This window comes from Flavobacterium sp. PL11 (genome assembly GCF_035985025.1).
Lineage (GTDB): Bacteria > Bacteroidota > Bacteroidia > Flavobacteriales > Flavobacteriaceae > Flavobacterium.
The window spans coordinates 84,723-100,657 of record NZ_JAXCIA010000001.1; the positions used below are offsets into that span (position 1 = coordinate 84,723).

At 30.2% G+C, this 15,935-nt stretch carries 13 protein-coding genes; all 13 read left to right on the plus strand.

All coding sequences use genetic code 11. The annotated features are described in order from the left end of the window. Position 1 precedes the first annotated feature (1 nt). The 13 genes from RCH18_RS00305 (at position 2) to RCH18_RS00365 (ending at position 15,916) form a co-directional block, all read left to right on the plus strand. The gene (locus RCH18_RS00305) at positions 2-1,492 is read left to right on the plus strand and encodes an O-antigen ligase family protein (RefSeq protein WP_326934760.1); all 1,491 of its coding nucleotides are present in this window, start codon (positions 2-4) and stop codon (positions 1,490-1,492) included. 44 nt (positions 1,493-1,536) lie between these two features. After that, a complete protein-coding gene (locus RCH18_RS00310; protein WP_326934761.1) occupies positions 1,537-2,475 on the plus strand; it encodes a phosphoribosyltransferase in 939 nt (312 codons plus the stop codon). 28 nt (positions 2,476-2,503) lie between these two features. Beyond that, positions 2,504-3,712 (plus strand): glycosyltransferase, encoded by a 1,209-nt coding sequence (locus RCH18_RS00315; protein WP_326934762.1) that lies wholly within the window; start codon positions 2,504-2,506, stop codon positions 3,710-3,712. Positions 3,713-3,820: 108 nt separating this feature from the next. After that, positions 3,821-4,984 carry a glycosyltransferase family 4 protein gene (locus RCH18_RS00320; protein ID WP_326934763.1) on the plus strand — a complete coding sequence of 388 codons (1,164 nt, stop codon included), beginning with the start codon at positions 3,821-3,823 and terminating at the stop codon, positions 4,982-4,984. 6 nt (positions 4,985-4,990) lie between these two features. Then, on the plus strand, positions 4,991-6,193 hold the full coding sequence (locus tag RCH18_RS00325; protein WP_326934764.1) for a glycosyltransferase: 1,203 nt from the start codon (positions 4,991-4,993) through the stop codon (positions 6,191-6,193). 105 nt (positions 6,194-6,298) lie between these two features. Next, entirely contained in the window at positions 6,299-7,210 is a 912-nt protein-coding gene (locus RCH18_RS00330; protein ID WP_326934765.1) for a glycosyltransferase family 2 protein, read from the plus strand. Beyond that, positions 7,207-8,388, plus strand: a complete 1,182-nt coding sequence (locus RCH18_RS00335) for a glycosyltransferase (protein WP_326934766.1) — start codon at positions 7,207-7,209, stop codon at positions 8,386-8,388. Before RCH18_RS00330 ends, RCH18_RS00335 begins: the two co-directional genes overlap by 4 nt. Positions 8,389-8,390: 2 nt before the next feature. Continuing rightward, the gene (locus RCH18_RS00340; RefSeq protein ID WP_326934767.1) at positions 8,391-8,996 is read left to right on the plus strand and encodes an acyltransferase; all 606 of its coding nucleotides are present in this window, start codon (positions 8,391-8,393) and stop codon (positions 8,994-8,996) included. Between the two features lie 472 nt (positions 8,997-9,468). Continuing rightward, positions 9,469-10,536 (plus strand): glycosyltransferase family 2 protein, encoded by a 1,068-nt coding sequence (locus tag RCH18_RS00345; RefSeq protein WP_326934768.1) that lies wholly within the window; start codon positions 9,469-9,471, stop codon positions 10,534-10,536. Between the two features lie 42 nt (positions 10,537-10,578). Then, positions 10,579-11,640, plus strand: coding sequence for a YncE family protein (locus RCH18_RS00350; RefSeq protein WP_326934769.1), 1,062 nt, complete (start codon positions 10,579-10,581; stop codon positions 11,638-11,640). An 807-nt stretch (positions 11,641-12,447) separates the two neighbouring features. Next, on the plus strand, positions 12,448-14,766 hold the full coding sequence (locus tag RCH18_RS00355) for a PAS domain S-box protein (protein WP_326934770.1): 2,319 nt from the start codon (positions 12,448-12,450) through the stop codon (positions 14,764-14,766). A gap of 7 nt (positions 14,767-14,773) precedes the next feature. Continuing rightward, positions 14,774-15,502: a sensor histidine kinase gene (locus tag RCH18_RS00360; RefSeq protein ID WP_326934771.1), complete on the plus strand. Its 729-nt coding sequence runs from the start codon at positions 14,774-14,776 to the stop codon at positions 15,500-15,502. Between the two features lie 3 nt (positions 15,503-15,505). Then, the gene (locus RCH18_RS00365) at positions 15,506-15,916 is read left to right on the plus strand and encodes a response regulator (RefSeq protein WP_326934772.1); all 411 of its coding nucleotides are present in this window, start codon (positions 15,506-15,508) and stop codon (positions 15,914-15,916) included. The last annotated feature ends 19 nt before the right edge of the window (positions 15,917-15,935 follow it).

Here is a 15,935-nt window from a genome sequence, read left to right on the forward strand (position 1 = left end):
ATTGAATATAAACAGTTCTGATACTAATCCTTTTGAAAAATTAACAGGTTCGTCCATCTTGGCGAATACTAAAGCTATTGTTATATTACTAACTGTTGTCACTCTAATTGCTTTATTACTTGCCAAAATGCAAATTATGGGAGCCGGTTTGGTATTTGCTCTGCTATTTGGTTTAATATTTCTGTATCTATTGTTTCAAAATCCTATTATTGGTTATTACACGGCTATAGGTTTAAATTTCATATTGCTGGGCTTAAATCGTTATATCGTTGGTTTGCCATTAGGTTTTGGTATTGATGGAATACTACTGTTAACTCTATTAGCATTAATTTTTTCGAGGTTTAGGGATCGTGTAGATTGGTCTCCAGCAAATAAAGACATTACTATATTAGCAGCGTTGTGGTTAGGATATTGCCTTTTACAACTTGTAAATCCAGAGGCTCAAAGTGTGGAAGCGTGGATTACTGGAAGAGGAATAGGCTTTTATTTCTTTTTCTTTGTGGTCCTTACTTTACTGTTTATCAATACGGGTAGAAAATTAGATACCCTCCTGTATGTTTGGGGAGTTTTTACGATTATTGGTACCTTAAAGGGAATTGTTCAATTATATATAGGAGTTGACGCAGCTGAGCAAGCCTGGCTGGATGACGGTGCAGCTCAAACTCATGTGCTCTTTGGCAAATTACGTGTATTTTCATTTTTTAGTGATGCGGGACAGTTTGGTGCTAATCAAGGATTTTCAGCCGTTGTAGCCATTATCTATTCCATGAGTAAAAGGGGATTTGCAAAAGTTTTCTTTATACTTGTGGGATTATTTGGTATATACGGCATGATGATTTCTGGAACAAGAGGCGCAATTAGTGTTCCACTTGTGGGCTTTATGACATTTTTTGTTTTACGCAGAAACTTAAAAGTATTAGCCTTTGGTGTTTTTATTTTAGCCATAGTATTTGTGTTTTTTAAATATACAACTATTGCTAATGGCAACGATCAAATAAGGCGTATGCGTACTGCCTTTGACCCTAATGATGCATCGCTACATGTTAGGCTTGACAATCAAAAACTCTTTAAAACTTATTTAGCTACTAGACCCTTTGGAGGTGGTTTAGGTCATGCTGGCGATAAGGCAAAACGCTTTTTGCCAAATGCTTTTTTATCTAATGTTGCCACGGATAGCTGGTATGTTCAAATCTGGGCTGAATTAGGTATAGTTGGATTGGTACTTCATTTAGGTATCCTTTTTTATGTAATGGGAAAAGCTTCTTTCCAAGTGATGTTCAGAATTCGAGATCCAGATTTAAAATTAAGAATCTCCGCGCTCATTGCTGGAATGGCGGGTATTATGGTTGCATCGTATGGAAATGCAATTTTAGGACAAATGCCTACAGCCTTATTATTTTATGCTGGCATGGCCATTATATCAAATACCGCTGTACTAGATAATGAAGCTACTGAGCCTGTGAGTAAACTGCAACATAAATTTATTAATTAATATTAGCATGATTAACTAATTTACTACTTATATAAAACATTACTATGTACTATCGCAACGTCAAAGATTTAAATAATATCATACTCCAAAAACTAAGTATCCTTCCGCGTGATTTTGACTTAATTGTGGGTGTGCCAAGAAGTGGTATGCTTCCCGCTAATTTACTAGCACTATACCTTAATAAACCGTATACTGATATTGATTCCTTTATCAATGGGCATATTTATAAAGCGGGCGCTAGAGGACAGTTTTTTGACATTTCTACTTTTAAAAATATTTTAGTTGTAGATGATAGTATCGCATCAGGATCTGCAATGATCGAAGTACAAGACAAGTTAAAGCACCTTACCAACCAATTTAACATAAAATATTGTGCTATATATGTGATCCCTGGAAAAGAAAAATTGGCAGATTATTGCTTTGAAACAGTTCCTTTACCTCGTTATTTTCAATGGAATATTCTAAATCATACTACTTTAGAAAAAGCTTGTTTTGATATTGATGGGGTGCTTTGTGCAGATCCACTACCGCATCAAAATGACGATGGAGAAAAATATATTGACTTTCTATTAAATGCACCTCCTTTATTTATTCCTGGAAGTAAAATAGGTACTATTGTTACTTCTCGCTTAGAAAAATATCGGAAAGAAACTGAAACGTGGCTTCTAGCTAATCATATTAAATATAATGATTTAGTGATGCTAGATTTACCTACTATGGAAGCCAGACAACGAGCTAATAATCACGGGGATCATAAAGCTAAGGCTTATATGTCTAAACCGTACGTTTTATTTATTGAAAGCGACTACAATCAGGCTCTTGAAATAAATAGAATTAGTAAAAAACCTGTACTTTGTACAGCTAATTTTGAAATGATTTTCGAGTCGGAATCATTTATCTATAATTTAAAAAGCGGTAAACACTTGCCCTTCCTTAGAAAATATGCTTTGAAGATGAGAAATAAAATAAAAGCACATTTATAAAGATTTTTATTCAAGAAACGATTACATCATGCTACTACTAAATATTGTTCAAACCATTTTATTAATTTTTTTAGGCTTAGCTACCTTGTACATCTTAGTTTTTTCATTTGCAAGCTTGTTTTACAGACAAAAGAAATATAAAGATCATGGTAATTATAAAAAAATAGCAGTTCTTATTCCTGCTTATAAAGAGGATGAAGTAATTATTGAAGTTGCCCATAATGCATTAATGCAAGATTATCCAGCTGAATTATATGATGTTATTATCATTGCCGATTCTTTAAAAAGTGAAACAATTATAGCATTAAACCATATGGCTATTGTGGTTATTAAAGTAAAATTTGAAAAAAGCACAAAATCAAAGGCGCTTAATATGGCTATGAATTCCCTAGAAACTAGTTATGACATTGCAGTTGTTTTAGATGCTGACAATATAATGGCTACGGATTTTTTAAAAAAAATGAATGCTGTTTTTGAAACCCACCCTATGGCTGTGCAAGGTCATCGTACTGCAAAAAACATGAATAATTCATGGGCTATACTTGATGCGGCAAGTGAAGAAATAAATAATAATATTTTTAGAAAAGGTCATCGCGTTTTGGGACTTTCATCGGCAATAATTGGTTCGGGGATGGCTTTTAGATATGATTATTTTAAAACAATGATGTCTACTGTTACTGCGGTAGGTGGTTTCGATAAGGAAATTGAGCTTAAGATGTTGTATGAAGGACATAAAATTATGTACTTAGATGATGCCCTAATATATGATGAGAAAATACAAAAAATAGAAGTGTTTAGCAATCAACGTCGCCGATGGCTGAGTGCTCAAGTTCATTATCTTAGAAAAGATATAGTGAATGCTTGCAAGCAATTAGTACTAAAAGGAAATATTGATTATTTTGACAAAGCAATTCAATTTTTACAACCTCCACGCAGTATACTTTTAGCAGCGGTGCTAGTTTTTAGTTTTGTATTTTTAATACTGAATTACTATTTCAATAATCAAATAGTTTACTCTATTTCATGGATTATAATATTACTTAGTTGTATCCTTTCATTTGTATTTTCCATACCTAAATCATTTTACAATTTACATACCTTGCGTGCTCTTTTACACTTGCCTACGGGTATATTTATCATGTTTATGTCATTGTTAAATATCAAAGGGGCTAATAAAACCTTTATTCATACTAAACATACGGCATTCGTAAAAAAAAGTGATTCTAAAATAAAGTAGCATACGCAGTGATAGCAATATCAATTTTAAAAAGAGATTAATTAAAATTTAAACTAGAAGTATACCATAACTTACTTTTTTAAAGCAATCCATAATAACATTAATTTTATGATAATAGGTATTGAAGGACAAAGACTTTTTCGCAATAAGAAACACGGTATGGATATGGTTGCGCTAGAACTTATCAAAAACCTTCAGCAAATAGATCGTAAGAATGACTATTATATTTTTGTAAAACCAGATGAAGATCGCTCCGTTTTACAAGAGACTGCTAACTTTAAAATCATTGAATTAAAAGGTGGTTTTTATCCTTTATGGGAACAAATAGCATTACCTAGGGCTGTGAAAAAGTATGGTTGTGATGTGTTGCATTGCACAAGTAACACAGCACCTCTGTTTACTTCAGTGCCCCTAATCACTATTATTCATGATATTATTTACATGGAAAATAGTTATTTGCAAATTCTAAAAAGCAGCTCTAGTTTATATCAAAAATTTGGCAATGTATATAGAAAATTTATAATTCCAAGTGTTTTAAAGAGAAGTCAAAAAGTGATTACAGTTTCTCATTTTGAGAAAAAAAGAATAGCTGATTTTTTTAAATTAAAAGACAGTCTTAAACTAGATGCCATTTATAATGGGGTAAGTATACATTTTAAACCTATTACTGATGTAGCTGAACTACAACGAATAAAATTAAAATACAAATTACCTGATCAATTTTTCTTTTTTTTAGGTAATACTGATCCAAAAAAAAATACCAAAGGAGTATTAAAAGCCTATTCAGATTTTTTAAGGCAAACTAATTATAGACACAAACTAGTTATGCTAGACTATGATAAAAATGAATTGCATAAACTTTTAATTGAGATTGAAGATCCTGAATTAATCAATCATATTGTATTAACAGGCTATGTAAATAACAGCGATTTACCAGCAATTTATACACAATGTGATGTCTTTTTATATCCTTCGCTTCGCGAAAGTTTTGGCATACCTATGCTTGAAGCTATGTCCTGTAATGTAGCTGTAATTACCTCTAACACCTCATCTATGCCAGAAATTGCTGGAGATGCAGCACATATTATAGATCCACATTCCCCTCAAGAAATCACTCAAGGATTGATAACCTTATTAAGTAATGAAGCCTATAGAAATTCACTTTGTGAAAAAGGACTGAAAAGGAGTAAAAATTTTTCTTGGAAAAATATGGCTCAAGAATATTTAGAACTTTATAAGGCCACTATCCTAAAAACTAAAATAAAAAAATAGATCACCATGATAGAAGGGAAAGATATTGTCATCATAGCTGTTCAGGCTTGGGATATTGAAATAGGAAGTAATTGTAAAAATATTGCATTAGAATTCGCCAAGAAAAATCGTGTTCTTTATGTTAATCCTCCATTAAACAGAGCTACAATAAAGAATAATAGAAATAGTGAAAAGGTTCAAAAAAGGATCAAAATAAAAGAAGGTTTAGAAGAAGATTTATATGAAATTGAATCTAACCTATGGAATTTGTATCCAAAAAGTATTCATGAATCTATAAATTGGTTGCCCAATCACAGCCTATTTAAAATTTTAAATAAGAGAAATTCTCGTATTCTTTCAAATGATATAAAAACGGCCATTAGCCGCTTAGATTTTAAAGATTTTATCTTATTTAATGATAGTTCTATGTTTTTAGGACTTCATTTAAAGCACTATTTAAAACCTAAAATTGATGTTTATTACATGCGTGACTTTCTAGTCAATGAAGCTTACTTTAAAAAGCACGGGGAACGCCTAGAACCTGAAATTATAAAACAAGCGGACTTAGTTGTCACTAACTCTGATTTTTATGCAGATCATGCTAGAAAATATAATGCTAATAGTGTAATGGTAGGTCAGGGTTGTGATGTATCACTTTTTAGTGATGAGAACAATACTATACAAATCCCTATAGAGTTTAAGGATATTGCTTCGCCTATAATAGGCTATGTAGGATCACTTGTAAGCATTAGACTCGATATTGAGTTGCTAGCTTATATGGCCATCCAAAGAAAGGATTGGAATATTGTGCTTGTGGGTCCAGAAGATCAAGAATTTAAAAACTCTAGCTTACATGATCTTTCTAATATTCATTTTTTGGGAAGTAAAGACGGCTCAGAGTTACCTTCCTATATAAAAGGATTTGACATAACTATGAACCCGCAATTAGTCAACAACTTGACAATAGGCAACTACCCCAGAAAAATAGACGAATATTTAGCCATGGGAAAGCCCGTAATTGCCACTAAAACGAAAGCTATGGAAATGTTTCAAGATCACGTTTATTTAGCCTCATCTAAAGAAGAATATATAACCTTAATTGAAAAAGCGCTAGAAGAAAATACTGCTACACTTTCACAAGAAAGAAAAGAATTTGCACAAAGTCATTCCTGGGAAAACAATGTATTAGCGATTTATAGAGCTATAATAAATACTAAAATGTATCAGTAATGTCTATAAAAGATCTATAATTAGCTATTAGAAATAAATAGATTGCCAGGCAATTTAGTTTAAAAAGCAAACAAGAATTAATATATAATAATCAAATTACTAATTATGTATACAAAATTACATAAACCCTTGGTTTCTATTGTAAGCATAAATTATGATCAGCCTGATGTTACTTGTGAAATGTTAGCCTCACTACAAAAAATCACCTACCCAAATATTGAAGTATTTGTGGTAGATAATGCTTCTCCTACTACTTCTCCAGCTATTATTAAGGAGAAATATCCAGAAGTTCAATTACTTATAAGCGAAAAAAATCTAGGGTTTGCTGGAGGGAATAATATTGCTTTAAGGAAGGCACAAGGAGAATATATTTTGTTGTTAAATAATGATACAGAGGTTAAGCCAGATTTTTTAGAAAGCTTAGTTGACTTACTGCAAGCAGATACAAGCATTGGAATTGTAAGTCCTAAAATTCTTTATTTTTACGAAAACAATACCATACAATACGCAGGAACATCATCGATGAATTCTATTACTTCCAGAGCAGGATCTGATGGAGATAAAAGCATAGATATGGGCCAATATAATCAAATTAAAGAAACATTTTATCCTCATGGAGCTTGTATGATGATGAGCAGAAAGGTATTAGAAGAAGTAGGCTTATTATATGAAGGTTACTTTTTGTATTATGAAGAATATGATTTTGCAGAAAGAGTGAAAAATGCAGGTTATACCATTTACTATCAGCCTAATTCAACTATTTTACATAAGGAGTCTATTTCTACTGGTAAAAACAGCCCTTTAAAAACTTATTATTTAAATAGAAATAGAGTGCTTTTTTTACGCAGAAATAGTCATGGAATCCAATTTTTTCTTGCTATTATCTATTTTTTCTTAGTTTCTTTGCCTAAAAATACGTTAAAATATTTATTTAACATGGAGCATTTAGTGGCTCTATATAAAGGCGTGGCGTGGAATATTAGCAATTATAATCTCAATAACAATTCAAAACTATGATTGCATTAAAAATAGTACATATCCTACTGCTTGTTTACCTAGGACTATCCGTTTTATTTTTGTTTATATATGCTGTTTTAGGGCAAATACCTTATAAAATAAAGAAAGCGACTAAAAACGATTTAAATAAATTTGTCATCTTTATACCCGCTTATAAGGAAGATGCTGTTATTTATAATGTGGCTAAAAGAGCTTTGGTTCAAGATTATCCTTCTGAATGGTTTGATGTTATCGTTATAGCCGATTCACTGCAACAAAAAACTTTAAATGATTTAAGTTTATTACCCATACAGGTAAATGTGGTCTCATTTGATAAAAGCACTAAAGCAAAAGCACTAAATAAAACAATGGCAGAATTGCCTGATAATGTCTATGATATAGCCTTAATCATGGATGCTGATAACATATTAGCACCTGATTTTATTACCAAAATGAATGAATCGTTTAATGCTGGTTATCAAGTAGTACAAGGACATAGAGCAGCTAAAAATATAAATGGTTTTGCGATGCTAGACGCTATTAGTGAAGAAATTAATAATAATATTTACAGTAAAGGCCATAGGGCCATAGGATTATCCTCTCGACTAGCAGGCTCTGGAATGGCAATTTCTTATTTATTATTTAAAAATACAATGAAAGAAATAGATTCCGTTGCTGAGGATAAAGAAATAGAATTACGATTACTAAAGCAAGGATATAAATTTGAATATAGAGACGATGCCCTTTGCTACGATGAAAAAGTGAGTGAAGCTAAAGTATTTAATAATCAAAGAAGCAGATGGATATCAGCACAATACTACTATTTTAAAAGGGACTTTTTGACAGCTTTTTGGCATCTAATTACCAAGGGAAATATAGATTATTTTGATAAAGCGTTTCAAATGATATTGCCACCAAGGTTAATCTTACCAGGCTTTTTATTTATCACGGCAATAATAGCATATTTCGTTAGTCCAGATCTCTATTTTTATATATGGACAGGACTTTTTATTGCCAATATATTGTCTTTTATAATTTCAATACCAAGTAAGTTTTATTCTTTAAAAATGATGTATGCATTAATGCATTTACCTAAAGCTTTCTTTGGGATTTTTATTACTTTATTTAGAATGCGAGGTGCAACTAAAACCTTTGTACATACCCCTCATAGCAATGATGAAAACGAAAATACAAATTAATTATGAGTGCATTGATTCAATTAAAGAATGAATATATCAAATTGAAAGAGGCCTCGCCTCTAAGAAATCCTACACTATTGATATGTAACAGAATTAGCGCAATATTTTGGAGAGTCATTTTAGGTAAATGGTTTTTAAGAAATTGTAAAACTGGTCGCTTTTGTACCGTTAGAGGAATTCCTGAAATCGAAGCAAATGGGGAAATAATTTTAGGTGACAGAGTCAAAGTTTGGTCGCATATTCAAACAACGCAGCTTTCAGCTGGAGGAAAAGGAAAATTAATGATTGGCGACAATACATTCATCAATGTTGGAACCATTATATCAGCTCGTTTTGAAGTAAAAATTGGTAAGAACGTGCAAATTGCTCCTGGCGTAATTATCATGGATAGTGATTTTCATGGGGTTGAAGATCGAGATGCTAAGGTCATTGCAACTCCTATTACAATAGGGGATAATGTGTGGTTAGCCACTAGAGCAATTATATTAAAAGGAGTTACAATAGGGGAAGGATCAACAATTGCTGCCGGAGCTGTTGTGACAAAAGATATTCCTCCTTTTTCCCTCGCTGCAGGAATCCCTGCTAAAGTGATTAAAAGTTTTAAATGAAAAAATACCTTATTGGTTAATTTTAAAAATACCTTAAGCTGTAATAATTTATTAAAAAAAGTACTGCGTTTAGGTTTAGTTAAGGGGATGTAAATCCATAAAAATATAAAGGTATATTAAACTTGATTACATTATTAAATAAACTATCAAATAGTGTAACAATCATTAATCGTTTAGATTGCTTGTAAAAATGCAACCTGTTTTAAAATATCATTGATAAATAATCGTAATAGCTCTGTCAAGGCATTATATAATATTTCGCTTGTCAATAATCTATTTTTTACTGTTAATTATCGTGAGTTAAATAAAAATAATATTACCAATCCAATCTTAAAAAAAATAAAATAGTATGGCAGTTTTAAAAATTATTTTTTGGATTCTCTTATTCATAATTTTTTACACTTACATAGGATATGGAATTCTTCTTTTCATAATTATTAAATTACGTCGATTTTTAAAAATAGGGAAAAAATTGGAGCTAGATTTAACTTACGAGCCTGAAGTAACTTTATTTATAGCAGCTTATAATGAAAAGAATTATGTTGCTGAAAAAATGAAGAATTCATTAGCTCTTGAGTATCCTAAAGAAAAATTAAATATTGTTTGGGTAACTGACGGTTCAAATGATGGAACACCTGATTTACTGAAAGGGTATCATAATACTAAAGTTTATCATTTACAGGAACGAAATGGCAAAATAGGGGCAATGAATCGAGGTATGGCATTTGTAAAAACACCTATTGTTATTTTTAGCGATGCGAATACTAATCTTGGAAAAGAATCGATTAGAAGAATTGTTACTTTATTTGGAAATTCAAAAGTAGGTTGCGTTTCTGGTGAGAAGCGAATTGTAGATAAAGAAAGTGACGTTGCCTCAGGAGCTGGAGAAGGTCTCTATTGGAAATATGAATCAACATTAAAAAAATGGGATGCCGAACTTTACTCAGTAGTAGGAGCAGCTGGTGAATTATTTGCTATTCGAACTGATTTATATCGACACGTTGAAAAAGACACGATTTTAGATGATTTTATAATATCCTTACGTGTGGCTCAAGATGGCTATGTCATACAATACGATCCAGAAGCTTATGCTATAGAAACTGCATCAGTAAATGTAAAAGAAGAATTAAAGCGCAAAATAAGAATTTCAGCGGGAGGAATTCAGTCTATTGTTCGGTTGAGGGCGTTACTTAATATATTTAAATATGGTACACTATCGTTTCAATATATTTCACATAGAGTTTTACGCTGGAGTTTAACACCTTTAAGCTTAGTTATTTTAATTCCATTATTAACTATAATTGCCTTTAATGAAGGTGTTTTGTCGTTTGGTTTATATTCAATGTTATTTTGGTTACAATTATTGTTTTATGCATCAGCATTATTAGGTTGGTTTTTAGAAAACAGACAAACTAGTATAAAAATTTTATTCATTCCTTATTATTTTTTTATAATGAATCTATCTGTAGTATTAGGATTTATTAGATATTTAAAAAAATCACAATCGGTCAATTGGGAACGTTCTAAGAGAGCTATTTAATAAATTCGATAAGAATTGCTTTAATTTTAATATAGGCTTTTTATGATATCATATAGTAAACTACTAAAATTCTTATTTTTTATATCCATAAGCCTTATATTATTATTAATAGGGTTAAGGTATTATATTAGAAAACCATCATATACAATCCAAACATTTGGAAAATTATATATAGTAAATAAGTTAAGTAAAGACATTACCGTATTTGATTTGTATAAAGGAAAGAAAATTGCAGAAATTCCAATAAATATAGAGTCTCATCAAGTAGCTAAGTTAAAAGATCGAGATAAAATTGTGGTAGCAAATTACGATAGCTTTAAAAATCAAGATATAAACCTAACTATCATTAATACACAAACTAATAAAATTGAAAAAACCATAAAGTTCAATCAAACAAATATAGATGCAGATGGCGTTTTAGCCTTGACAGATTTTAATAAAATTGGTATAGTCAGTAGAAATACTAATGAATTTTTAGTAGTCAATCTCGATTCAGAATTGATTGAAAATAAAATAGCTACTCAACAAAAATCGAGTCATTTTGCTATAATGCACCCTACTAAACCATTAACTTATATTACCAATCAAGATTCTGGTACGGTCAGTGTTATTGATCTTACTTTAAATAAGGTTATAAAAATAATAGCTTGTGGAGCGGGAAGTGGCGGTATTGTGATAACTCCCGATGGAAATGAAATTTGGGTGGCCAATAAAGATAAAAATTCAATTAGCATTATTGCCACTTCAACTAATGAAGTGATAGAAACCCTTAAATCTGATGATGAGCCATTAAATTTAGTATTTTCAATAGACGGAAAATATTGTTTGGTACCTAATGGAAATGATGGAACAATTGCGGTGTTGAACCGAGAGACCAGACAGCAAGTAAAAATAATTAGAATTCCAGGTAAAAAGGAATTGTTAGAAAGAATTCTGTATCATACGCCCCGACCCGTCACTATTATTATGCACCCTAGTGGCAAATATGCATTTGTTTCCAATTCAAACGCTAATAAAATTGAAGTGATTGACATGAAGACTTTTGCGATTGTTAGCACCATAGGTACTGGAAAAATACCAGATGGATTGATCTTTATAAATTAAATGAAACAATAATGCAAAAGGATTTTTATATCAATAGTGTGTTAACGTTCATTGATAATGAATTTCCTTTTAACTAGTAATAGCGTAACCATCATTAAACTGACAACCATTTTTCACTTACGTATTAAGATATAAAATAAATTCTATCGTTGTAAAATAGTATATAATCAGATATGACTTATTTATCTTTGACAATACTAACTGATCATTTATATAGACTAGCGAGCATATCACTAATAATTTTCTAATAAAATAAAAATCTTCCTAACCCTTGCTTTAATAGTTCATTAATCAATGTAACTATTTAAAATAGCTTTATTGGGAAATTTGATGTCTGTTATAATCAGAAAATCAACAAGTTTAAGAATAGATTAATTCAAAAGAATTATTAAAAATGCTCACTACTTTGATTGTAAATTTTATAAAATACCTTTACAGTAAAAAATTTAAAAATAGTATGGCATTTCAGTTTAAATACATTTTAAATCTATTTAAAATATGTAAAGTGATTTATAAGAAAAATATGGTTTATATTTATTGTCTATGTACTTAACAATATTAGTGATGTATAGCTTGAATTTTTATTAAAAATAAGCACTATAAACAAAGAATTATATTTAAAGAAATATGATTTAAATAGGTTAAATATCTTCTTAATTCAAAAATAAATCTATTTTTGCTAGTACTTGAACTTTCTTAAATTCTATAAAAAAAATAGATGTAATTATTGTGAGTAAGCAATACTTAAACTAATATTTTTTATACGTTTTTGAATTAATATTATTTTAAAGTCAAATACTGTTTTAAATGAAAACATTACCTCAACCCGATAATGAGAGTCAAAGAATAGAAAAATTAAAAGAATATTCCATATTAGATACTTTAGCGGAGAAGGAATATGATTCTATCACAAAATTAGCTTCTTATATTTGCGAAACGCCTATAGCTTTAGTGAGTTTAATTGATGAAAACAGACAGTGGTTTAAGTCAAAAATAGGTTTAGACATCTCAGAAACTTCAAGAGATTTATCTTTTTGCCAATACACTATAATGGGTGATGCTATTTATGAGGTTACGGATACTAGAGAGAACGATTTATTTCATGATCACCCGCTAGTTACTGCAGGGCCAGAAGTTAGATTTTATGCAGGTGCTCCATTACGTACTAAAGAGGGCCTAAATATGGGTTCATTATGCGTAATTGATACGAAGCCTAGAATATTAAATGAGAATCAAAAAAAGGCCTTAACTATATTAGCAGATCAGGTTGTTACTTTACTAAAATATAGAACAAAACAAGAAACATTACGTAAATCCCAGCTGGAATTACAAAATTTTATTGATCTATCTCAAGATTTAGTTTGTATTGCAAACTTAAATGGATTCTTTCTTAAAGTAAACCCTGCGTTTTCAAATGTTTTAGGTTATGATACTGATGAATTAGAAGGTTTTCATTTTACTGATTTTGTTCATACTGATGATATAGCCTCATCTTACAAAGTAGCAGCAAAACTTGCTGCAGGAGAAGTAACTTTAAGTTTTGAAAATAGATTTCGATGTAAAAATGGTGACTACATAACGCTTAGCTGGAATACATCTCCAGATCCAATTACAGGCAATCTATATAGTATAGCAAGAGATATAACTAAAGAAAAAGAGGCTGAAGAGCATTTAATAAATACAAATAATTTATTAGAAGAATCGCAAAATATTGCGAAAATTGGAAGTTGGAAATTTGATGTTAAAAATAATGATCTTATTTGGTCTAACGGTCAGTACGCAATATTCGAAATGGAAAAACTTCCTCCTAATGAATTGTATAAAGCATTTAGATCACGTATTCATAGAGATGATATTAAAAAATTAAATGAAACAAATATAATTGCATTAAAAACTGGTGATAATTTTAAAACAAACTACAGAATTGTTTTTCCAAATAAGAAGATTAAATATATTACAGAAATCGGACAGCCTTTCAAAGATGAAAAGGGAAATGTAATAGAGATCAAGGGAGTAATACAAGATGTTACAGAAATCACAATTGCTGAGCAAGAAATTATTCTAAAATCCAAGGAAATTACTGATATTAAATCAGCTCTTGATGAATCCACTATTGTTTCTATTATTGATAAAAAAGGATTAATAACATATACTAACGATAACTTTAGTACCATTTCTAAATATCGCAAAGATGAGCTAATAGGTAAAGATCAGCGTAGCGTTCTCGGGTTACTGGATAAAGAATCAGCAAAAGATATTTTATCAACAATTTTTAATGGAAAAGTTTGGAAAGGGGAATTACGCAATTTAGCTAAAGATGGATCCACTTATTGGGAGAAGACAACCATCGTCCCATTTTTAGATCAAAATAATAGACCTTATCAATATATTTCAATTGGTGCTGATATTACTGATCAAAAAAATGCAGAAAAAAAATTAATAGCTACTTTGCTAAGACTTGAGAAAACTAATAAAGCTTTAGATGAATTTGCTTATGTTGTATCTCATGATTTAAAAGCACCTTTAAGAGCGATCAATAATTTATCAGAATGGATTGTAGAAGATATGCCTGATATGCCTAAAGAAGTAAGTTCAAATTTTGATTTACTGAGAGGAAGAGTGCTTCGAATGGAAAATCTGATTAATGGAGTTTTAGAATATTCGCGAATTGGTAGAATTGAAATTAAAAAAGAAGAAATAGATTTAAAAGTCATGCTCAATGAAATTATAGATTTTATCGTACCAAAAACAGGATTTGAAACTGTTGTTGGAAATAATTTTCCAAAAATATATTCAGAGCGAATTTTATTAGAGCAAATTTTTAGTAACTTGATTAGCAATTCAGTAAAGTACAATAATAAAATAATTGGGAAAATTGAATGTATTTATGAAGAGTTTTCTACCTTTCATAAATTTATTATTAAGGATAATGGTCTTGGAATAAGCCAAGATTATCATGAAAAGGTTTTTAAAATATTTCAAACTATTACAGCAAGAGATATAAAAGAGAGCACAGGCGTTGGCTTATCTATCGTTAAAAAAATTATTGAAGAAAAGGGAGGTACAATTTCTATACAATCACAAGAAGATCAAGGATGTAGTTTTATCTTTACTATCCTTAAATAAATTAAACATGAAAGACTCAGAACTAAAATGTCAAAGTGAGCTAGGGGAATTAAAAAAAGAATTTGACGATTTTATTTATATTGTTTCTCATGACATAAAATCTCCTATGAGAGCAATATCAAATTTAACGACTTGGATTGAGGAAGATTTTGACAAAGGATTGAATCAAGATATGTTGTCAAATCTTGTATTATTAAGAAACAGAGTCAATCGTTTAGAAAACATGATGAACTCTTTATTAGATTTATCTCGTATAGACAGAATGGAATTAGAATTTTACGAGATTGATATAATAAAAATGATTGAAAATACGATTCAATTATTAGATATTAATTCTAATGTAGAATTTAGGATCACACCTAATATCGAAAATAGAACCTGTTTTACCTTAGGCACTAAATTAAAAAAAGTAATTCTGAGCGTTATTGACAACGCCATTCAGTTTACTGACAAGAAAGAAACCAAAGTAGCTATTTCTATTATAGAAAATAAAAGTGATTATATTATAGAAATTGCTGATAATGGACCTGGAATACCAAATGAACTCGTAGAAAGAATTTTCACGATTTTTTATACTGTAAATTCTAAAGATATTGTCAATAGCACTGGTGCAGGATTAGCGCTTAGTAAAAAAATTCTAAAATTGGTTGGTGGATCAATTCAATATTCGCTAGGATTAGAAACTGGCTCCATTTTTACAATTAATTGGCCTAAAAAAATAACTCTAAACAATTAAATTATGAATCAAAAAATATTAAATATTTTATTGGTTGAAGATGACGAAGTGGATATTATGAACGTAAAAAGAGCGTTCTCTAAAAATAATATTACGAGTCCACTTTTTGTAGCTAATAACGGCGTCGAAGCTTTAGAAATGCTTGAAAAGCAGATAATTCCGTTACCAAAAATCATTATTTTAGACATTAATATGCCAAAAATGAATGGAATTGAGTTTCTAAAAATTATTAGAGAAGATGAAACATTTAAAAATATATCCGTTTTTGTTATGACCACTTCAAATGAAGATAGTGACAAAATAAATGCCTATAATTTGAATGTCGCTGGATATATTTTGAAGCCCTTGTCATTTGAAAAGTTTTTGCACTCAGTAGGAACTCTTAAAAATTTTTGGCAATTATGTGAAATGTAAATAGTTTAATTGGTTTGTT